Source organism: Brevibacterium sp. CSND-B09 (genome assembly GCF_052906525.1).
On the sequence record NZ_JBREGI010000001.1, the window covers coordinates 2,767,628 to 2,788,162 of the forward strand.

At 65.2% G+C, this 20,535-nt stretch carries 21 protein-coding genes; 15 read left to right on the plus strand and 6 right to left on the minus strand.

What is annotated here, in order from left to right; translation table 11 throughout:
• Positions 1-88: 88 nt before the first annotated feature.
• Positions 89-1,291, plus strand: a complete 1,203-nt coding sequence (locus tag ACU4IU_RS12330) for a low temperature requirement protein A (RefSeq protein ID WP_446656874.1) — start codon at positions 89-91, stop codon at positions 1,289-1,291.
• 136 nt (positions 1,292-1,427) lie between these two features.
• Here the strand turns inward: ACU4IU_RS12330 and ACU4IU_RS12335 are convergent, their stop codons facing one another.
• Positions 1,428-1,739 carry a hypothetical protein gene (locus tag ACU4IU_RS12335; protein ID WP_446656875.1) on the minus strand — a complete coding sequence of 104 codons (312 nt, stop codon included), beginning with the start codon at positions 1,737-1,739 and terminating at the stop codon, positions 1,428-1,430.
• On the minus strand, positions 1,736-2,371 hold the full coding sequence (locus ACU4IU_RS12340; protein WP_172171493.1) for an ArsR/SmtB family transcription factor: 636 nt from the start codon (positions 2,369-2,371) through the stop codon (positions 1,736-1,738). Before ACU4IU_RS12340 ends, ACU4IU_RS12335 begins: the two co-directional genes overlap by 4 nt.
• Before the next feature lie 243 nt (positions 2,372-2,614).
• On the opposite strand from ACU4IU_RS12340, the gene ACU4IU_RS12345 reads away from it, so the two are divergent.
• The 3 genes from ACU4IU_RS12345 to ACU4IU_RS12355 are packed head-to-tail and all read left to right on the plus strand — an operon-like array spanning position 2,615 to position 5,018.
• Positions 2,615-3,739 (plus strand): M4 family metallopeptidase, encoded by a 1,125-nt coding sequence (locus tag ACU4IU_RS12345; protein WP_446656876.1) that lies wholly within the window; start codon positions 2,615-2,617, stop codon positions 3,737-3,739.
• On the plus strand, positions 3,736-4,080 hold the full coding sequence (locus ACU4IU_RS12350; protein ID WP_181270745.1) for a protealysin inhibitor emfourin: 345 nt from the start codon (positions 3,736-3,738) through the stop codon (positions 4,078-4,080). Before ACU4IU_RS12345 ends, ACU4IU_RS12350 begins: the two co-directional genes overlap by 4 nt.
• A 17-nt stretch (positions 4,081-4,097) precedes the next feature.
• Positions 4,098-5,018 carry a tryptophan 2,3-dioxygenase gene (locus ACU4IU_RS12355; protein ID WP_172171487.1) on the plus strand — a complete coding sequence of 307 codons (921 nt, stop codon included), beginning with the start codon at positions 4,098-4,100 and terminating at the stop codon, positions 5,016-5,018.
• Between the two features lie 9 nt (positions 5,019-5,027).
• On the opposite strand, the gene ACU4IU_RS12360 is transcribed toward ACU4IU_RS12355, so the two are convergent.
• Together ACU4IU_RS12360 and ACU4IU_RS12365 are read right to left on the minus strand one after the other, a co-directional pair.
• On the minus strand, positions 5,028-5,792 hold the full coding sequence (locus tag ACU4IU_RS12360) for an alpha/beta hydrolase (RefSeq protein ID WP_446656877.1): 765 nt from the start codon (positions 5,790-5,792) through the stop codon (positions 5,028-5,030).
• A complete protein-coding gene (locus tag ACU4IU_RS12365) occupies positions 5,789-6,727 on the minus strand; it encodes an SGNH/GDSL hydrolase family protein (RefSeq protein ID WP_139468148.1) in 939 nt (312 codons plus the stop codon). Before ACU4IU_RS12365 ends, ACU4IU_RS12360 begins: the two co-directional genes overlap by 4 nt.
• Before the next feature lie 282 nt (positions 6,728-7,009).
• On the opposite strand from ACU4IU_RS12365, the gene ACU4IU_RS12370 reads away from it, so the two are divergent.
• Both ACU4IU_RS12370 and ACU4IU_RS12375 read left to right on the plus strand, forming a co-directional pair.
• Positions 7,010-8,290: an amidohydrolase gene (locus ACU4IU_RS12370; protein WP_446656878.1), complete on the plus strand. Its 1,281-nt coding sequence runs from the start codon at positions 7,010-7,012 to the stop codon at positions 8,288-8,290.
• A complete protein-coding gene (locus tag ACU4IU_RS12375) occupies positions 8,287-10,194 on the plus strand; it encodes a threonine/serine ThrE exporter family protein (protein WP_446656879.1) in 1,908 nt (635 codons plus the stop codon). Before ACU4IU_RS12370 ends, ACU4IU_RS12375 begins: the two co-directional genes overlap by 4 nt.
• Before the next feature lie 25 nt (positions 10,195-10,219).
• On the opposite strand, the gene ACU4IU_RS12380 is transcribed toward ACU4IU_RS12375, so the two are convergent.
• Positions 10,220-10,921, minus strand: a complete 702-nt coding sequence (locus ACU4IU_RS12380; RefSeq protein ID WP_446656880.1) for a uracil-DNA glycosylase — start codon at positions 10,919-10,921, stop codon at positions 10,220-10,222.
• Positions 10,922-11,352: 431 nt separating this feature from the next.
• Between ACU4IU_RS12380 and ACU4IU_RS12385 the strand changes: the two genes are divergently transcribed.
• From ACU4IU_RS12385 to ACU4IU_RS12410, 6 genes are all read left to right on the plus strand, one after another.
• Positions 11,353-12,819, plus strand: coding sequence for an aldehyde dehydrogenase family protein (locus ACU4IU_RS12385; protein ID WP_139468152.1), 1,467 nt, complete (start codon positions 11,353-11,355; stop codon positions 12,817-12,819).
• Between the two features lie 331 nt (positions 12,820-13,150).
• The gene (locus tag ACU4IU_RS12390) at positions 13,151-13,417 is read left to right on the plus strand and encodes a DUF3263 domain-containing protein (protein WP_446656881.1); all 267 of its coding nucleotides are present in this window, start codon (positions 13,151-13,153) and stop codon (positions 13,415-13,417) included.
• Positions 13,418-13,419: 2 nt separating this feature from the next.
• Complete coding sequence (locus ACU4IU_RS12395; RefSeq protein ID WP_446656882.1) at positions 13,420-13,983, plus strand: LytR C-terminal domain-containing protein; 564 nt, start codon at positions 13,420-13,422, stop codon at positions 13,981-13,983.
• A 501-nt stretch (positions 13,984-14,484) separates the two neighbouring features.
• Complete coding sequence (locus ACU4IU_RS12400; protein WP_025780447.1) at positions 14,485-14,688, plus strand: cold-shock protein; 204 nt, start codon at positions 14,485-14,487, stop codon at positions 14,686-14,688.
• A 553-nt stretch (positions 14,689-15,241) separates the two neighbouring features.
• Positions 15,242-16,885: a chaperonin GroEL gene (gene groL, locus ACU4IU_RS12405; protein WP_039208485.1), complete on the plus strand. Its 1,644-nt coding sequence runs from the start codon at positions 15,242-15,244 to the stop codon at positions 16,883-16,885.
• Positions 16,886-17,087: 202 nt separating this feature from the next.
• A complete protein-coding gene (locus ACU4IU_RS12410) occupies positions 17,088-17,471 on the plus strand; it encodes a DUF4440 domain-containing protein (RefSeq protein WP_446656883.1) in 384 nt (127 codons plus the stop codon).
• A gap of 113 nt (positions 17,472-17,584) precedes the next feature.
• Here the strand turns inward: ACU4IU_RS12410 and ACU4IU_RS12415 are convergent, their stop codons facing one another.
• Positions 17,585-18,352: a DUF1707 SHOCT-like domain-containing protein gene (locus ACU4IU_RS12415; protein WP_446656884.1), complete on the minus strand. Its 768-nt coding sequence runs from the start codon at positions 18,350-18,352 to the stop codon at positions 17,585-17,587.
• Between the two features lie 76 nt (positions 18,353-18,428).
• Between ACU4IU_RS12415 and ACU4IU_RS12420 the strand changes: the two genes are divergently transcribed.
• The 3 genes from ACU4IU_RS12420 (at position 18,429) to ACU4IU_RS12430 (ending at position 20,448) form a co-directional block, all read left to right on the plus strand.
• On the plus strand, positions 18,429-19,178 hold the full coding sequence (locus ACU4IU_RS12420) for a sulfite exporter TauE/SafE family protein (RefSeq protein WP_446656885.1): 750 nt from the start codon (positions 18,429-18,431) through the stop codon (positions 19,176-19,178).
• Between the two features lie 230 nt (positions 19,179-19,408).
• Entirely contained in the window at positions 19,409-20,230 is an 822-nt protein-coding gene (locus ACU4IU_RS12425; protein WP_446656886.1) for a hypothetical protein, read from the plus strand.
• Positions 20,230-20,448 carry an RNA-binding S4 domain-containing protein gene (locus ACU4IU_RS12430; RefSeq protein ID WP_025780455.1) on the plus strand — a complete coding sequence of 73 codons (219 nt, stop codon included), beginning with the start codon at positions 20,230-20,232 and terminating at the stop codon, positions 20,446-20,448. Before ACU4IU_RS12425 ends, ACU4IU_RS12430 begins: the two co-directional genes overlap by 1 nt.
• The last annotated feature ends 87 nt before the right edge of the window (positions 20,449-20,535 follow it).

The following is a 20,535-nucleotide window of genomic DNA, read 5'->3' on the forward strand; positions in this document are numbered from 1 at the left end:
GCGGGTGTTGGGCCAGCGCAGCGGGGTGCCGGAGTCGGCCGGACGGCCATAGAATGTGCGAGCACTCAATCCGACCGGTGAGGATCCCATGACCGCACAGCACTCAGCCGCACCACGGTTCCGCCTCAGTCCGATGCGTCCGCGCGATCCGGGTGAAGAGGGGCGGGCAGCCAGCACGCTCGAACTCTTCTTCGACCTCGTCTTCGTCATCGCCGTCTCGATCGCGTCCTCACACCTGCATGACACGATCACGGAGGGCCGCCTCGGCGATGGGGTGGTCAACTACCTGGTCGTGTTCTTCGGGATCTGGTGGGCGTGGATGAACTTCACGTGGTTCGCGACCTCCTTCGACACCGACGACTGGCTCTACCGAGTGCTCACGATCGTGCAGATGGGCGGGGTGCTCATCCTCGCCGCCGGCATCGGCCCCGTCTTCGAGAACGAGGACTACCGGCTGCTCATCGGCGGCTACGTGCTCATGCGCATCATCATGATCTCCCAATGGCTGCGGGCCTCTCGCGGTGCCGGGGTCGCACGGTGGACGACGATCATCTACGCGGCCGGTATCGGCCTGGCCCAGATCCTGTGGGTGATGTGGCTGGCCATCGACGACTCCATGATCCGGTCCGTGGGCCTCGTCGTGCTCATCCTCGCCGAGGTGGCTGTGCCGGTCATCGCCGAAGCCCGCGGCAAGACTCCGTGGCACCCGCACCACATCACCGAACGCTATGGCTGCTTCACGATCATCGTCCTCGGCGAGAGCCTCCTGGCCTCGGCGAACACCGTCTTCGACGCGTTGGGCGAAGTCGAGGACATCGTCCCGCTGATCTCACTGGGCGTCCTCTGCCTCATCGTCACTGCGGCGATGTGGTGGATCTACTTCTGGCCGCCGCATCACCGGGCGATCGGCAGCCTCGGCGGATCGCTCAGATACGGCTACGGCCACTACTTCATCTTCGCCGCCGCCGGTGCGTTCTCGGCCGGGGTCGGCGTGGAGGCCGATTCCCAGCTCGGTGCCAGCGCTCTGAATCCGGTGCTGGCGACGTTCACGGTCTCAGTGCCGATCGTGGTGTTCGTCCTCGGGGTATGGGTGGTCGCCATCCGCGCCAACGCCAATGCCGTCGTCAACACCGTCGTCCCGGCCTGCGCGCTGCTCGTCCTCCTCGACCCGATCATCCCGGTCCCGACATTCCTCACCACATTCTTCATGGTCATCATCGTCATCACCCTCGTCGTGTTCCCTCCGCTCGATGACAACGGCAGGACCGGCGCCGAGGCGGTCGTGCGGTGATCGTGCTCCGCTGACGGGTGCGCGCGGGCCGGGGGAGGAGTTCGCGCGGGCCGGGAAGGAGCTCGCGCGGGCCGGGGGAGGAGTTCGCGCGACCATGTGCAACAGAACGGGAGTGCCGGTCCGATCTGCGCCCTCGTCAGAACGGCAGACCGTGATAGCGGTCGATGTGCCTCTGTTTGGCGTGGTCGACCCGACGCGACATCTCCGCGGAGTCGACCTGCACGTGCAGGGCCCGGACGCGGCGACGCTCGATGAGCCACAGCGCCAGGCGCAGGACCAGACCGTCGAGGCCGGATGCCGTGGCGCGGGTGTCCTCGCCGCTGTCGACGACGAACTCCCTGGTCACGGTGATGGTGCGTTCGACGATGCGGCGCTGGTGAGATGCCCTGCCGTCGGCAGTGCCGATGCCGTTCAGGGGAGGGCGGATGGGTGCGGTGAGCGTGCTCATGATGGGGTTTCCTCTCCATCGGTCAGGGGGAAGGCGTAGAACTGGATCTGCACCGGGCGGGAGCCCGGATCATTGCGGCCGCGGTACTTGTTGATGAAGGCCATGGTGGTTCTCTCGTACTCGGCGGCGATCTCGGCGAGCTGTTCCTTGGTCAGGCGCAGATTGCTCGTCTCGCTGACCGCGGCTTCGATCCACGACTTCGGCATCCGCTGGCCGTCATAGGCGGCATCGATGAAGTGTTCGAAGTTGCGCTGCGCATTGCGCACGAACTCTCGGTTGACGTAGGACGAGGCGGTCCGTGCCGACGGGTCGAGGTCGCGTTCGGGGCCCGGCACCTTCATGGCCCCGGGAATCCTCTCCCACCACTTCTCTCGCCCGCTCCGTTCGCCCTCGACCTCGCGGATGAGCTGGTGCCGAGCGAGCTGACGCAGGTGGTAGCTCGTTGCCCCGGATGATTCGCCGAGGCGCTTGGCCAGGCCTGTCGCCGTCTGCGGGCCCTGCGTCGACAGCGCGTCGTAGATCGCCATCCGCAGGGGATGGGCCAGGCCCTTGAGGGCCGAGGTGCTGATCTCGCGGACGCCGTCGGGGTGGGTGATCTCGTGAGTGGCGTCGTGTCCGGTGTCCTCGCTCATAATGCAAAGATACGCTTGCAAATAAGTCTTTGCAATACTTTCTTTGGATTGTGTTCAGGTCATCGGCTGAGGCCTCGACGCGGCCAGGTCGATCGGGCTGAACGCCGGAGTCCGCCGCGGATGTGCCGGAGCTCGGTGCGGATATGCCGGAGCCCGGTGCGGATATGCCGGGCTCCCTATCGGTTCGAGGTCGCACGTAACGCGGCCCTATCGGTTCGTCTCTGAAAGTGGCACGCTGGAGTCATGGTCTCTCAGAGCGTCGTCCCATTTCACAGTGTCGTCCCGCCCTACCTTCTCGATGCGATTGCCGAGCGCGGCACCGAGCGGTTCCCGAAGGCCGCGGCCGCCGCGGCAAGCTGCCGGATGTCCGACGAGAGCTGTCGGAACCTGCGCCTGGCCGGGCTGCGCTATACCCCACCGGCCGATCTCGGCAGAGACGTATCCGCGCTCGCCGCACCCGCTCCTGCAGGACTGCAGCGCCTCGTCCACGATGCTCAGAACACCGAGGTGCTGCCCGGCGAACTCGTCCGCTCCGAGGGCGAAGAACCCGTCGACGATGAGCCGGTCAACGAAGCCTATGACGGGCTCGGCGCTTCGTATGCTCTGTTCTCCGAGGTGTTCGGACGCGATTCGCTCGACGGCGCGGGAATGCCGCTCATGGCCAGCGTCCACTACGGCAAGGACTACGACAACGCCTTCTTCGACGGCCGCCTCATGGTCTTCGGCGACGGCGACGACGAAGTGTTCACCGGGTTCACCGGTTCGCTGTCGATCATCGGCCACGAGCTCTCCCACGGTGTCATCAGCCACACCGCCGACCTCGAGTACTTCGGCCAGCCGGGAGCGCTCAACGAGCACTGCGCCGATGTCTTCGGCGCCCTGACTCAACAGCACGACGCAGGACAGAATGCCGAGGACGCCGACTGGCTCATCGGTGCCGGAATCTTCACCCCCGAGGTGACCGGTCGTGCCCTGCGCTCCATGATCGAACCCGGCACGGCTTATGACGACGACGTCCTCGGCAAGGACCCGCAGCCTGCTCATATGGACGACTTCGTCACCACCGATTCCGACAACGGCGGGGTCCACCTGAACTCCGGGATCCCGAACCGGGCCATCGCGCTCGCCGCCATCGCCGTGGGCGGCCCGGCCTGGGAAAGCGTCGGACAGGTCTGGTACTCCGTCCTCACAGGGGCTGAGATCACGCAGCGCACCGATTTCGCGGAGTTCGCAGAACTCACCATCGCCGAGGCGGCCGACCAGTTCGGCGCCGGATCCGACGTTCACGATGCGATCGTGTCCGGGTGGGAAACCGTGGGCATCTCCCACGCAGGTTCGGCCCGCGGAAACCAGGGGAGCAGCTGGTGAACGAGAAGCCTGCCGGTGGTTTCGGGCATCTGCTCGTCGAACGCTCGGGCGGTATCGGCGGGATGCTGCTCGTCTGGGAGGTCGACATCGACGCAAGCACCCGACGCGATGACCTGGGCCCGCGCATCGCCGAACTTCCCTGGTCCGACAGCAGGCAGAGCGATGGTGTGACGCAGAGTGATGATGCCCCGCGGGCCGCGGGTGCTGATCGATTCGCCTACCTCATCGAGAGCCGGTACGGGCGAGTCCGCTTCGGCGAGTCTCAGATGCCGCCGGAGTGGAAGCAGTTGGTCGATGACGTCCGGGAAGTCGCCGAACCGCAGAGGCGGCAACCCGGCTGACCCTTATGCTGGAGGTCATGACCGACACCAACCATGACCCGGGCAGCGACGCTCGGACGACGGCCGAGAAGAACGAACGCGACCTCGAAGCCGGGGTCCACACCGACCTCAGGGAGTCGATGACATACGGGTCGTATCTCGACCTCGACCGTCTCCTCGGCGCCCAGCATCCAGTCAGCAGTCCCGAACACCACGATGAGCTGCTCTTCATCATCCAGCACCAGACCACGGAGCTGTGGTTCCGGCTCGTCATCCACGAACTCCTCGACGCCCGGCGCCTCATCGCCGCCGATGAGCTGCAGACCGCGCTCAAGCGCATCGCCCGCGTCAAACACATCCAGAAGACCCTGACCGAGCAGTGGTCTGTCCTCGCCACGCTGACGCCGAGCGAATATGTCGGGTTCCGCGACCAGCTCGGCCGTGCCTCCGGTTTCCAGTCCTGGCAGTACCGGGCCGTGGAGTTCCTGCTCGGCAACAAGAATCGGGCCATGCTCCCGGTCTTCGACGGTGAGCCCGAGGCGCGTGCGGCCCTGGAGCAGTACCTCGAGGAACCGAGCATCTACGACGAGTTCCTCGCCTGCCTGGCCCGGCGCGGTCTTCCGGTGCCGCAGCGGCTCCTCGACCGAGACAAATCGGTCGCCCATACCTTCGATGAGGAACTGTCCGATGTCTTCCGCATCATCTACGAGAACCCACAGAAGTACTGGCAGGAATACGAGAGCTGCGAAGAGCTCGTCGACCTCGAGGAGAACTTCCAGATCTGGCGCTACCGGCACATGCGCACCGTGTTGCGGATCATCGGCATGAAACGCGGAACAGGCGGTTCGAGCGGAGTCGGATTCCTGCAGAAAGCGCTCGATCTCACGTTCTTCCCCGAGCTCTTCGACATCCGCACCGGAATCGAGAACGGCCCCGGAATCAGCCCCGAAGGGATCTGAGAAGCACCTTCAGCCGAGCAGCAGGTTCCTCACCTGCGGGAAGAACGGGGAGTCTGGGTCGATGACATCGGCATGGTTCGCGCCCGGCAGCTCGGTCAGGGCGGCGGGGAAGACACGGGAGAATTCGACGTTGACGGTGGCATCGGCATCCCCGTGGATCGAATGCACGTCGACGCGTGCCGGGATGAGGGCGGCCCGTGAGCGCGGATCGTGGCGCAGGTAGGCTTCCAGATCGTGCTCGGGCCGTACGCCCATATAGTCGAGGACTGCTCCATCGCCGAGGTTGTCCTCGACTTCCCGCAGCAGATCGGTCACCGGTGCCAGAGGACGCAGACGGATCCGCGGACCCCCGTCGGGCAGGTGCGAAGCCCAGGCGAGGACGAGGCAGCCACCGGCCGAATGGCCCGAGACGATGAGATTGCCCTGTGCTCGTTCGCTCACGCCCCAGCGCGGCAGTTCGGCACACACCGATTCGATGGCCGCGGTGACATCGTCGAGCAGGAGCGGCTGCCCGCCGAGTCTGCGGTACTCGACGGAAGCGACGAGCACTCCCGACTCGGCCAGTGCCCGAGCCAACGGTCGGGCATGGGACAGATCGGTGCGGGGGCGGAAGTAGCCTCCGTGGACGAAGATGACCGTCGCCGAGGCGGTCGCCGGGTCACCATAGACCTCGACGAACTGCTCGGGGGAGTCCCCGTAGGCGTGCCGGAAGGACGGAGCCACGTCGGTCCCGGCGGCGGCGAGTTCGGGAATGCGCACGGACTCGACGCTCATCCTTCGGTACCCCGAGGTGCGTTCACCTCACCGGTTCCACCTGTGTGAGTTTCGCCCGAGCCGGTCCGGTCGGCAGCGCCCGCTTCGCCGGCGGCGCCTGTCTCACCGTTCTCCCGGGCGCGATCGACCTCACGCGAGCGTTCGACGAGGTCGCGGACGCGGGTGAGCTCCGCCAGCTTCGGGTCCAGAGTGTCGCCTGAGGACTGCCCGCGCAGCCGGCGACCGACCCACGGGGCCAGGTACTCACGGGCCCACCGCGACTCCTCGCTCATCACCTCGCGGATCGCCCGCGTCGGACGAGCGGGAACGCCGAAGCCCTTCACCGGCAGGGAGCGGCCGCTCTCCAGGGTCGCCAGAGCCTGCTCGGCGACGAGATGGTGGCCCTTCGTCGACAGGTGGATGCGGTCGTCGGCCCACATCTCCGCGGCGTAGAGCGAACGCAGCCCCCACAGGTCGACCATATGGCAGCCGTGCCGCTGCGCGATCGACCACAGGTGGGCGTTGTAGATTCCCACGCGCGGACGCACCGCACGGATGAGCGGGGTGCTGAACTCGGTATCGAAGCCATTGCACATGAGCACCTCGATGCCGGCCTCACGCATCGCGATCACGGCGCGTTCGAACTTCGCGGCCAGGGCATCGATATCGGCCTTCGGACGCAGGCAGTCATTGCCGCCGGCGCACAGGCTCACGAGGTCCGGCTTCATCTCGAGCACCTGCGGCACCTGGTCATCGACGATGCGGTCGAGCAGACGACCTCGGATGGCCAGATTGGCATAGGACAAGTCCGTGCTGCCCACCGACGATTCGGTGAGCATGAGCGCGAGCCGGTCGGTCCAGCCGCGGTACCGATCCTCGACCCGTGGGTCGGGATCCATCAGACCCTCACTGAACGAGTCTCCGATTGCGACGTATGAGGTGATCGGCTCAAGCATCAGGGATCCTTCTCTCTTCGTGCGATTCATCCAGACTATACGCCGGGACTGACACGGACCCGTCCGCCCCAGAACTACCTGACGGCGGCCCAGCAACCTCGCGCGAGGTATCTGGGCCGCCGTCAGGTAGCAATTGGGAGGGGAAGAGGGCGGGAGCTCGCCCCGGCGGAGGTCGTGCGCCAACGCGGCTAACGGCCCCGAGGTCACCGTGTGGAATCATCGAGTGGCGTAGACTCGACACCGCAGCCCGACGTCGTCGCCGACCCCCTCGCTAGGAGCAGAATGTATCGGTCAGTCCCGGTCCCCGCAGCCACAGATTTCGTCATCACGAACGCGCGGATCGTGCCCGTGGCCGATGCGTCCGGGAACCGCGCCGAGGCGATCGAATCCGGCACGCTGACGGTCAGGGACGGCCGCATCACCGAGGTGGCCCCCGGCTCCGTCGACACCTCCTCCCTCCCAGCGGACACCGAGGTCATCGATGCCGGTGGACGCTGGGTTCTGCCCGGTTTCATCGAAGCCCACGGCCACCTCGGTGTCCATGAGGACGGTGAAGGCTGGTCCGGTGACGATACGAACGAGATGACCGATCCCAACGGGGCGGGCCTGCGCGCGCTCGACAGCATCGATCCCACCGATCTCGGATTCAAGGATGCCCTGCGTGGGGGTGTCACCTCGGCGCTCATCAAACCCGGTTCCGGCAATCCCATCGGCGGTCGCACCGCTTTCCTCAAGACCTGGGGTCGGATCGTCGACGAAATGCTCGTGACGCAGGATCTGTCCGTGAAGTCCGCACTCGGCGAGAACCCGAAACGCGTATACGGAGAGAAGAAGGTCACCCCATCGACGAGGATGGGCACCGTCAAGATCATCCGCGACGCCTTCGTCGAAGCGCGGAACTACCAGGCCAAACGTGCGCAAGCCGACGCCGATGGCACCCCGTTCGACCGCGACCTGGTCAAGGAGACCCTGGCCGACGTCCTCGACGGCAAGCTCGCATGGGACCAGCACTGCCACCGCGCCGACGATATCGCCACCGCCATCCGCCTGTCCGAGGAATTCGGCTACCGCCTCGTCATCAACCACGGGACCGAAGGCCACAAGATCGCCGATTTCATCGCCGCCAAGGGCATCGACGTCATCCTCGGCCCCCTGATGACCTCCCGGTCGAAGGTCGAACTGCGCGACCGCACCCTGGCCACCGCGGCCTCCCTCGCCGAGGCGGGAGTGCGCATCGCGCTGACCACCGACCACCCGGTCATCCCGATCAACTTCCTCATCCACGAAGCCTCCCTGGCCGTGAAGGAAGGGCTCGACCCGATCGTCGCGATCGAAGCGCTGACGATCAACCCGGCCGCGATCTTCGGCCTCGACGACCGCCTCGGCTCCTTGGCCGAGGGCCGTGACGCCGATATCGTCATCTGGTCCGGCGATCCGCTCGATCTGAGCTCCCGTGCCGAGACCGTCTTCGTCTCCGGCCGTCGCGTCTTCGACTACGACGCCGCCTCAGGAACCGCGCACATCGCCGACCCACTCGGCCCGACACTCATCAGCGAGCCGTGAGCGACAGAGAACTCGAAGACGCCACCACCACCGAGGTTCGGGTCGAGGATCCGGCCGAGCCGGGCCCTGTCCGAGGTTCGTCCCCGGCCCCGACCTCCGGCGGCAACCCGGAGGCCGGATCCCAGGCCCTGCGCGAACTGCTCGAACGCACCCGCCTGCAGCGGCTAGCCGAACTGCGGGACTCCTCACCGGAACCCCAGCCCGAAGATCTCGCCAAGGCCGCCGCGGCGAAGGCGGCGAAGGCCGAACGCGGCGGCGGGCGGTCGAAATCCCGCACCGACCACCTCGGTGCGTCTCAGCGCATCGCCCAGAAGGTCGCCCGGCGCACCGTCGGCAAACTCGTCTCCGGTACGACGGAGAACACGCAGCCGGTCCCGATCGTCACCGCGCTCAAGGGCACCCCGTACCAGGCGCCCGTCCAGGCGAACGAGCCGAGCGAAGACGAAGCCCGGATGATCCTCGACCTCGCCGCCGATATCGCGGCGATGATGATGCGCGCCGGTGCCGGCACCAGCGATGTCGAGGTCTCCGTCATCGCCGCGTGCACCGCGTGCGGTCTGGCCACCGTCGAGGTCGATCTGACCTCGAACACGCTCGTCGTGCACTATTCGACTTCGGACGGACGTCTGCTGACGGTGATGCGGGTCAACCGCGGTGAGTCCACGCATTTCGCGAAGCTCGCCTCTGTGCACAAGCTCGTCACCGACCTCGTCGACGGGCGTTTGGAATTCCATGAGGCACGCAGTCGTCTCGACGCGATACGCACGCAGCGGCGACCGTTCCCCGAATGGTTCACCACTGGTGCCTGGGGCTTCATGGTCGGTGCCCTCGTCCTGCTGCTCGGGGGAGGCCCGATCGCGATTCCCCTGGGTATCATCATGGCGATCGTCGTGTTCCAGTTCGGCAAGCTGCTCGGACGCACCCACCTGCCGTCGTTCTTCATCACGGCGATTCAGGCAGCCTCGGCGACGCTCATCGCCACCATCGCCGGCGACGTCGGTATCATCGCCTCACCGCAGTACCTCGTGGCTGCCGGAATCGTTCTGCTGCTGCCGACGCAGTCGCTGTACTCGGCGGTTCAGGATGCGCTGACGAATTTCCCGCTGACCGCGGCCGGGCGGGTGGTCGGGGTGTTCATGACTCTGGCCGGCATCGTCTCCGGCATCGCCCTGGGAATCGTGTGCGGTCAGGCCATCGGACTCAGCCATATCGAAGTGCTCGTGCCGAAGACGAGCCCGCATGTGGTCACGGCGATCCTGTCGATGGTCGCGGCGGCCGTGGTGGCGATGTCCGGTGCGGTGGCCATGTCGGCCAGGCGCCGATTCATCCTGCCGGCGGCGCTCGTCGGCCTCGCTTCGCACATCACGATGATGTCGCTGACGCTGTTGGACATCGACAATGTGCTTGCCAGTCTGCTGGCGGCCACCGTCACCGGTTTCCTGTCGCGGCCGCTGGCGCTGCGGCTGGGAGCGCCGGCGATCGTGCTGATGATTCCCGGCATCTACACCCTGCTGCAGGGGCTGTCGATCTTCACCGCTGTCTATCAGATCGCGTCGGAATCGGAGAACGTCTCCTTCGCTGTGGGTCTGTCCTCGCTGTTCACCGCGATCCTGGCGAATGCTGCGCTCGCTGTCGGCGCTGTGCTCGGCAGCTATCTGGCGCTGCCGTTGAAGAACCTCAAGAGTCAGAGCTCGGCTGAGGAGAAGGTCGAAGAGGTGCGCAGCGGCGAGACGTCGACCTCTGTCATCGACTCGGTGCAGCCCGGTGGCGCGAAGACCCAGTCGAGTGGGACCGGAGGACCGAAGGCTCAGTCGAGTGGGGCCGGGGTAGAGAAGGCTCAATCGGGCGAGACCGGAGAAGCGGACGCCTCGGACGAGGCCGATACCGGTCCGATTCAGATCTGATCCGGGCTCAGATCGGGTCCCGGACTCAGACCTGATCCGGCAGGGCCCAGTCGATCGGGTCGATGCCCTTCTGGGCGAGCAATTCATTCGTGCGCGAGAACGGTCGGGAACCGAAGAATCCCCGCCGTGCCGACAGAGGTGAGGGATGCGCGGATTCGATGATGGCCACCTCGGCGGTTCCTGATGTCAGCAGGGGAGCGAGGTTCCGGGCGTCGCGGCCCCAGAGGATCGCAACAAGCGGCTGATCGCGTTCGATCAGCGCGGTGATTGCCCGTTCCGTGATCTCCTCCCATCCTTTGCCGCGGTGGGAGGCGGGTTCGCCGGGGGAGACGGTGAGGGCGCGGTTGAGCAGCATGACTCCCTGGCATGACCAGGCGCGCAGGTCCCCGTGCGCGGCCGGCGGAATCCCGAGGTCGGACTCGAGTTCCTTGTAGATGTTGCCCAGCGACCGCGGCAGGGGACGGACATCGGGGTCGACGGCGAATGACAGGCCGATGGCGTGGCCGGGCGTCGGATAGGGGTCCTGGCCGACGATGAGGACCTTGACCTCGGACAGCGGTTCGGCGAAGGCGCGGAAAACGAAGTCCCCGGAGGGCAGGTAGGCGCGACCGGCGGCGATCTCGTCGCGGAGGAAGTCGCCCATCGAGTGGATTCGCTCTTCCACTCTGGTCAGGGCGTTCGCCCAATCGGGGGACATGATCTCTGTCAGCGGGGGCGTCGACGTCATGGGCACGAGTGTAGCGATGCTCGGCGGACGAGGTCGCGCTGGGACAGTGGCGTCAGCTGCCAAGGAATGGACGGAGCAGGAACGGCGGTGCTGTCGCCAGCGGAGGGAAGCGGGGGCGGGAAGACGCCACGGACGTCATTGTTGGGTCGATCCACGGTGGTTTCCTCACCGATATCACCGTGGATCGACCCAACAATCCTCCATTCACCGCGCAGACGCGGGAAGGGCGAGCTTTGCGAACACCGGCACCGCCTCGGGAGAGGCGGACGATAACGTCGGCACCGCCTCGGCGAGGGTGGGAATCGACCTGCGCGCATGTGCACGGAGCGCAGATCGGGTGTGCGCGATCGCCTACCGAACAGGTGTATTGCCGTTCAGCGCCACGCGTTATGCTCGGCCTAAGGAGTTCATCGTTGAACGAAAGGACCGAAATGTCGGAATTCCCAGAGGCCAAGAACTGGAAGATGCTCATCGGCGGAGAATGGGTCGATGCCGCTGACGGCGACACCACCGATGTCATCACCCCGATCGACCGCAACGTCGTCATCGCCAAGGTGCCCAATGGCAAAGAGGCCGACGCCGACCGTGCCGTCCAGGCCGCACGGAAGGCCTTCCCCGAGTGGGCGGCCCTGCCGTTCAAGGAACGCCAGAAGAAGCTTCTGGCCTGCGCCGATGCGCTCGAAGCCGCCTCGGAGGAACTCGCCCAGCTGACTGCTCTCGACACCGGCAACGCGATCCGCACCCAGGCTCGCCCGGAGACGATCACCCTGGCCGACCTGTTCCGCTACATGGGCGGCGTCGCCGGTGAGGTCAAGGGCAACACCCTGCCCGCCGGAGACAAGCAGCTCCAGTACACCAAGCGCGTGCCTCTGGGCGTCGTCGCCGGCATCCTGCCGTGGAACTCGCCGCTGATGATCGCCGCCTTCAAGACCCCCGCCGCGATCGCCGCCGGCAACACGATCGTCCTCAAATGCGCCGAGGATGCACCGCTGACCATCCTCAAGATGGCCGAGATCATCGCCGACATCCTGCCCGCCGGTGTGCTCAACGTCGTCACCGGCAAGGGCTCGGTCATCGGTGAGGCCCTCAACGTCCACCCCGACGTCGACAAGGTCTCGTTCACCGGATCGACGAGCGTCGGCCGTCACGTCGCCGAGGTGGCCGGTGGCCGTCTCGCGCATTCGTCGATGGAGCTCGGCGGCAAGTCCCCGAACATCATCTTCCCGGATTCGAACGACGACGACACCCTCGAGCAGGTGCTGCTGTCGACCCGCTTCGCCCGCCAGGGCCAGTCGTGCACCATGGGGTCGCGTCTGTTCCTCCACGAGGACATCTACGACGATTTCCTGTCCAAGCTCGTCGACGCGGTGTCGAAGATGAAGGTCGGCGACCCCCGCGATGAGTCCACCGACATCGGCTGCATCATCAACGAGAAGCAGTACGACCAGGTCGCCAGCTACATCGAGATGGGCAAGTCGATGGACGGCGTCGAGATCGCCTACGACGGCTCCGATTCGCTGGAAGTCGGCGAACCCGGCTTCTACCACGCTCCCGTGATCTTCTCGAAGGCGAAGAACGACTGGCAGACCAGCCGTGAAGAGATCTTCGGCCCCGTCCTCTCGGTCATCCCGTGGAAGGACATCGACGAGGTCATCGACATGGCCAACGACTCCGACTTCGGACTCGCGGCCTTCGTCTTCACCAAGGACGTCGACGCGGCCCTGACCATGGCCAACCGGATCGAATCCGGCTGGGTTCAGGTCAACCAGGGCGGCGGCCAGCTGGCCGGCCAGTCTTACGGCGGCATGAAGACCTCCGGATTCGGGCGAGAGGCATCGCTGGAAGGCATGCTCGAAGGATTCACCCAGATCAAGCAGGTCAATATCCGCATCCGCTGATCCTTTTCCCTGCCGAGGCGGCCCTGCTCTTGCGGTCGAATGGGGGGTCGATCCGATCCTCGTGATCGGGTCACCCGGTTCGCCGAGGCGGCCCCGCCTCGGCGAAGGTCGCTCCCTTCACCCCGTCGACACGGTCACCGATCCGGTGCCGTGCGGCGGGGTGATGCAGTTGCCCGCGCAGCCGCCGCCGGGCATGTGCGAGTTGCCGTCCCACGAGCCGTGCCCCGGTCGGGATCGACCTCACAGCCTCGGCGGCGCGCCGGAAATTTCGGTACCGCCGATCCGGCGATAGGATAGAAGCACAGACACCTCTCGAAGGAGCACAACCTCTATGCCGCCGAACGACGACACCTCAGAATTGAACGAGCTCGAGGTGGCCGTTTTGGAGTTCGAGCGGCGGTGGTGGAAATACGGAGGCGCCAAGGACCACGCGATCCGTGAGCGCTTCGACATGTCAGCCACCAGCTACTTCCAGATCCTCAACTCGCTTCTCGACAATCCTGCAGCTCTGGCCAGCGACCCCATGCTGGTCAAGCGCCTTCGCCGAATCCGCAGCACGCGGCAGAGCGAACGCGCCCAAGCCCGCGTCTCGAGGTAGACATGACCGACGAATTCGACGAGATCGAGCCCGGCCGGCGCAGCGGTGCCCATCGACAGGAGTCCGCGGCGTCGTCGAACATCGGTGCCATCTCGCTGGTCATCATCCTCGCCCTGGTCGCTGTCCTGCTGGTCGTGGCCGCCATCAACATCATCTTCTCCTCGATGGGCAACCCCGAGTCGAAGATCGCCGACCCTCCGGCCTCCGAATCGTCGTCGGCCGAACCCTCACCGAGTGAGAGCGAAGTCAGCGTCGCAGACGATTCGATCACCGTCGACGTGCTCAACGGCTCCGGCGTCTCCGGTGCAGCGAAGAAGTTCTCCGAGGCTGTCGAAGAGAAGGGCTGGAAGCTCGGGCAGGTCGGCAACTACTCGACGAACCTCTCTGATTCGACCGTGTACTACAACGGCGAGGAGAACGCGTCCCAGGCCAAGCTCGTCGCCAAGTCGCTGGGAGTCTCCGCCACGGAGGCCTCGTCCGACTTCGAAGCCGACATCACGGTCGTCATCTGTTCGGACATCGCCGATCGCGGACCCGAACCCAGTGGGGGCGGGGACTCGGAGTGATCCGAAGCGATTCGGCGGCGCGGCAGCGCGACTGAGTCGGCGGGATCGGTTCGGCCTCGGCCGCCTCGGCGGGGTGCGAGCATCAGACGGTGGGCTCGATTCGGCCACGGCCGCCGCGTCAGGGTGAGGCCATGAGGCTGAGGGACTCCTTGGTTGCGGTCGGGTCATGGGACGGTGGGCCGCCTCGGCGAATTCCTGACCGAATGGTCTGATTTCATTTGCCGCGATCCCCGCTGTGAACAGGGCAGAAACCCTTAGGTAACGAATCTATAACAGTGTTGAACCGCTCTAGGTGGGATGCGCGCCTGCGGTAGAGTTGCAACAGCTAGGCAAGCACAGCACCTTGTGTTCTATTCGTGCTTCACCGAGATTATTCTCTAGAGGTCAATGAGAGAAGTCGCGGGGTCAGTTGAGTTTTACTAGCTTCCGTATCTCGGGTGGGGTCATCTGATCGCGGCTGCGATGCGGGATTTCAATGGCACTGCACTGTATGGAGAAGTAATGGCACAAGGTACCGTCAAGTGGTTCAACGCTGAAAAGGGCTATGGATTCATCACCCTTGAAGGCGACAACCAGGACGTGTTCGTTCACTGGAGCGCAATCCAGATGGACGGCTACCGCTCTCTCGAAGAGGGCCAGCAGGTTCAGTTCGAAGTTGGAGAAGGACAAAAGGGTCCTCAGGCGGAGTCCGTCACCCTCCTCTGAGACTGGCTGCTGTCAGCACAGTTTTCTGATCCGCTGCGGCGGGGAGTCGGAACGGCCTTCGGGCCGACCGGCACCAATCGCACGGGGGAAGCGCCGAGCAGGCAACTGCTCGGCGCTTTTCAGTGCCCGCGGGGCGCGGGGGCCGCGTCGGGTGCACCCGCGCGCATGGACTTCGATTCAGCCCAGTGTGAGTTGAGCAGCCCATGTTGGAAACAGGGCTACTCGCCCTAAACTGGGCTGTTCGAAATCGTGGGCAATCGGGCCTGCTCCAAGCGTTTCGCGCTGGGCCGAACTGCCCGCTGCGCCTCCATCGCGCGCCGACAACTCGCGGATCTGAACTGCCCTCGCCCATCTTGGCGGGCGACAAACATTTGCACTCGCATGGGGAGAGTGCTAAATCTAGTACTGGTGAAAACCGATGGGTTCCCACCAGTCGTCTCGAGAGCGTGGTCCATATGTGGAATGGAACATGCGGACACACTCTCTGCCGTCGCGGGCGTTGACGACTGCTCTGGATTCCCACTCCACTCCATCAGGGAGGATCTAAGCCACTATGGCAAAGATGATTGCATTCGACGAAGAAGCTCGTCGAGGACTCGAAGCTGGCCTCAACCAGCTTGCGGACGCGGTCAAGGTGACCCTTGGACCCCGCGGTCGCAATGTCGTGCTCGAAAAGCAGTGGGGCGCACCGACCATCACCAACGATGGCGTCTCCATTGCCAAGGAGATCGAACTCGAGGACCCCTACGAGAAGATCGGCGCCGAGCTCGTCAAGGAAGTCGCCAAGAAGACTGACGACGTCGCAGGCGACGGAACCACCACCGCTACCGTGCTCGCACAGGCTCTCGTCCGCGAAGGCCTGCGCAACGTGGCAGCCGGTGCTGATCCGCTCAGCCTCAAGCGCGGTATCGAGAAGGCCGTTGAGGCCGTCACGAACGTCCTGCTGAACAACGCCATCGACATCGAGACCAAGGAACAGATCGCCGCTACCGCTGGCATCTCCGCCGGAGATCCCGCAATCGGTGAACTGATCGCCGAGGCCATCGACAAGGTCGGCAAGGAAGGCGTCGTCACCGTCGAGGAGTCCAACACCTTCGGACTCGAGCTCGAACTGACCGAGGGTATGCGCTTCGACAAGGGCTACATCTCCGGTTACTTCGTCACCGACACCGATCGCCAGGAAGCTGTCCTTGAGGATCCCTACATCCTCATCGTCAACTCCAAGATCTCGAACGTGAAGGACCTGCTGCCCGTCCTCGAGAAGGTCCAGCAGTCCAACAAGCCGCTGTTCATCATCGCCGAAGACGTCGAGGGCGAAGCCCTGGCCGTCCTGGTGCTGAACAAGCTCAAGGGCACCTTCAAGTCCGTGGCCGTCAAGGCTCCGGGCTTCGGTGACCGTCGCAAGGCTCAGCTCGCCGACATCGCCATCCTCACCGGTGGCCAGGTCGTGTCCGAGGAAGTCGGGCTCAAGCTCGACAGCGTGACCACCGATCTGCTGGGCACCGCCCGCAAGGTCGTCATCACCAAGGACGAGACCACCATCGTCGAGGGTGCCGGAGACGCCGAGGAGATCGCCGGACGGGTCGCTCAGATCCGCGCCGAGATCGAGAACTCGGACTCCGACTACGACCGTGAGAAGCTGCAGGAGCGTCTGGCCAAGCTGGCCGGCGGTGTTGCAGTCATCAAGGCCGGAGCCGCCACCGAGGTTGAGCTCAAGGAAACCAAGCACCGCATCGAAGATGCCGTGCGCAATGCCAAGGCTGCTGTGGAAGAGGGAATCGTCGCCGGTGGCGGCGTCTCGCTCATCCAGGCTGGCAAGGCCGCATTCGCCGACCTCGCACTCGAGGGAGACGAGGCCACCGGCGCCAACATCGTCAAGGTTGCCATCGAAGCCCCGCTGAAGCAGATCGCCACGAACGCCGGCCTCGAAGCCGGTGTGGTTGCCGACAAGGTCGCCAACCTCGAAGCCGGATTCGGTCTCAACGCCGCCACCGGTGAGTACGAGGACCTGCTGGCCGCCGGCATCAACGACCCGGTCAAGGTGACCCGCTCTGCCCTGCAGAACGCCGCCTCGATCGCCGGTCTGTTCCTCACCACCGAGTCGGTCGTCGCCGACAAGCCCGAAAAGGCCGCCGCAGGTGCAGACGCAGCTGCCGGTATGGACGGAATGGGTGGAATGGGCGGCATGGGCTTCTGATAGCCACCGCTTGTTCGATCGGCCGTGCCGGTGCCCGCAAGGGTGCCGGCACGGCCGTTTTCGTGCTCGGACTCTCGGGTCCCGGCCCGACGGTCAGATCGTTCACGCGGAAGTGTCCGCTCGTCGTGCGTCGGCGACCATCATCGCCGAGGCGGCCCGCCGACCCGTTGTGACACCGCTCGGGCCCGCATAGGCTGGGTCCATGACCTTCACCGGAACCGACGCCTGCGGAAACAGTCCGAAGAACGTCTTCGTTGCAACGTTCGAGGAGAATCTCTTCAACGGCGACAGAGAAGCACTCAACGAGGTGATCGCCGACGATTGCGTGCTCCAGGTCGTTCACCCTTCCGACGTCGAAACCCAAACGGGCCGGGAAGCCGTCGTCGAAGCGCTGTTGAAGTTGTCCGGCCATTCTCACGAGGTCGGCCACCTCGAAGCAGCGATCACCCACGGCAAAGCCGCGGCCGCGTGGGGATACTGGCAGGCCGAGGCCGACGGCGACGACCTGCGGCACTTCTCGCACACGATGTGGTTCACCACGCACAAAGCACAGGAGTTCGGACAGATCCGGATCTTCCAAGTCTGAAACGGTTCCGGACGTGCCCGGCCTGAGACGGTCCCGGAGGTTCCCGGTCTGAGTAGGAAACGGAGTTTCCGGGCCTGAAGAGGCCCAGACCCTGCCAGACCCGGAACGTAACCTCAGTCCCAGGGATTGTCGCGGTTATGGCGGCGATGCGACCGGCGCCGGTCCCGCTCTTCCCGTCGTGAGATCTGTCCGGGAGAGTACGGCGGATGAGACGGATGCGGCGGCTGCAGGCCCGTACCGAAGTCCGCTTCATAATCCCGCTCGGGAGGCTCACCCTCCTCGAGCTGTCGTTTGGCCTCAGCATCACCGAGCTGAGCCCGGGCCCGTCGAGTGAGCTCCTTCTTCCGGTTGCGGATGATCTCGTCCTTGCGCGCGATGTGTCCCAGTCCGCCGAGCAGCGTGGGAATGATGACGAAGATCGGCCAGAAGAAGATGAACCCTCCAGAAGCGATCGACGAGATCGCCCAGATCGCCAGCACGATCCCGACCGGTCCTGCAACAGCACCGAGCAGTGCACGACGCACCCGATCTCGGTAGTACTTCTGCGCCGCGGCATCGATCTGCTCCGGCGTGATCGGCACCCGCTCTGCCTCGAGGCGAGCCAGTGCCTGCGCACGGCCCGCAACATCGAGCTTGCCAGGCTCGACCTCGGCCGGATCGGCGAGGACGAGATCCTCGATCAGCTCTGGGACTTCACCGAGCGTCTTGATCTTCGCAGCCGCCTCGGTGCGTTCATCGAACTCCTCAACGTCGAGCTGACCGAGAGCATAACCCTCCGAGAGGACATCACTGACGACCGCGCGGTCGGCATCAGAGGCCCGGACCCGCCCATACGAGCGGGGATCTGCGCTGAACCGCGACCAGAGGGGACTGGCATTCATGGTGAATACTCTAACCCCGCGATCAGCGGTGAGACTGAGGATCAGCCGGGAATCGGGCTGGACTAAACTCGACCGAGTGGAACCCGTTGTCGTGCTCATCCTCTTCGCCGTGTTCCTCGGCGCATTGTCCCAACGCGTCACCGGGATGGGATTCGGCCTGGTCAGCGGTCCCTTCCTCGTCCTTCTCCTCGATCCGTTCAGCGGCGTCATCCTCGTCAACATCTGCGGAATCGTCGCCTCATTCTCCGTCTTCGTCCGCACCTTCGCAGAGGTGGAATGGCCGCCTTTCCGGCATCTTTCCTTGGGCGCGGTGATCGGTACCATCCCCGGCGCGCTCCTGTCGTCATCGATGCCGACCCCGCCGCTGCAGATCCTCATCGGCGCACTCATCATCGTCTCCCTCATCAGTTCACTGACCTTGGGGAAGCTGGGGCGGACGATCCCCGCGAACATCGGCACACGCCTGACGGCCGGTCTCTTCTCCGGGGCGATGTCTGCCGCGGCAGGAGCCGGGGGACCGGCGGTGAGCGCCTTCGCTGTGCTGACGAACTGGGAACAACGGTCGTTCGCGGCCACCCTGCAGCCGTTCCTCGTCGTCGGGACCGCCTCGGCGGTGGTGATGAAGGTGATCATCGACGGAGGGACCTGGCTTCACCTGGAGCTCGGAGTCTGGATCGGACTTGGGCTCGTCCTTGTCGCGGGCCTCGCCGGAGGCGATTGGCTCTCCCGCCATATCGACGTGGGCGCAGCGCGGATCGGGATGCTCGTCCTCGCTTTCGGAGGCGGGATCGCGGCCTTGGTCAAAGGTCTCGTGGCCCTCGCCTGAGGCGGTGGCGCACTGGCCGTCTGAGGCGGTGGCGCACTGGGCGAGCGACGGTGTTCGATGACCCGCGCGCAACGGCGTCGCGTGACCTGCATGCACCGGTCTTCCACCGCCTGGGTCTGAGCCGTCATCGACGGCCGCGGACTGAGCAGATGTGGGGCACAGGCTCAGACGTCTTCCAGTTTCATCGGGCATACTGTTCGAGGACAAAGCTAGCCTGGGAGGCATGGATCGTGACTGAAGTATTTCTGTTGCTGCTCGTAGTTCTCGGGGCCGTTTTCTTCATCGGTCACCGCAAGGAGAAGAAGCGGCAGCAGGAATTGCACGCCGCTGAACTTCAGCAGGTGAAGAAGACCGCTGAAGAGGACGTCACCGCATTCGGTGAGGAAGTCGCCGAACTCGACGTCATCACCGCTGGCGTCGACCTCGACACGGGCGGAGCGCAGGACTACAAGCAGGCGCTCGACTCGTACGACGTCGCCAAGGAGACACTCGAGAAGGTCTCCGAACCCACTGACATCCGCCACGTCACCGAGGCGCTCGAAGACGGCCGCTATGCCGCCAAATGCGTTCGCGCCCGGGTCGAAGGCAAACCCCTGCCGGTGCGTCGTCCGCCCTGTTTCTTCAACCCGCAGCACGGTCCCTCGGTCGAAGACATCGATTGGGCTCCGGCCGGCGGCCAGCTGCGCCCCGTGCCCGTGTGCGCTGCCGACGCCGAACGCGTCGCTGTCGGCGCCGATCCGCTGGTGCGCAAGGTCGTCACCGGTGACGGACACACCCGTCGCGCTTATTGGGAGGCCGGGCCGGCCTACGCCGAATACAACCGCGGCTACTTCAATTCCTACGCTGGCTCCGGCCTGCTGCCCGGCGTCCTCATGGGTGCCATGATGTTCGGCGGAATGGGCGGCGGCTGGGACGGCGCATACGGCGGCGACATGGGCGACGCCGGTGGCGATATGGGCGGTGACACGGGCGGCGGTGACGGCGGCGGCTTCTTCGGAGGCGACGGTGGCGACGGCGGCGGCCTGTTCGACGGATTCGGAGACATGTTCTGATGGACACGATCGAGATCCGCGGCGAGTCGATCAGACTCGGTCAGCTGCTCAAACTCCACGGAATCGCTGAACACGGTGCCATGGCCAAGGACATGATCGCCGACGGTGAGGTCAGCGTCAACGGCGAGGTCGAGACCCGCCGCGGTGCTACGATCCGTCCCGGCGACCGTATCGAAGCTCTCGGCGAAGTCATCGAGGTGGCAGCTGAGGAAGGCTGACAGCTTCGGATATGAGTGGAGGGCGTCCCTGCAGGGACGCCCTCCATCTGTCTGTTCGGACTGAATTGCTCTCTGTTCCGGCTGAAC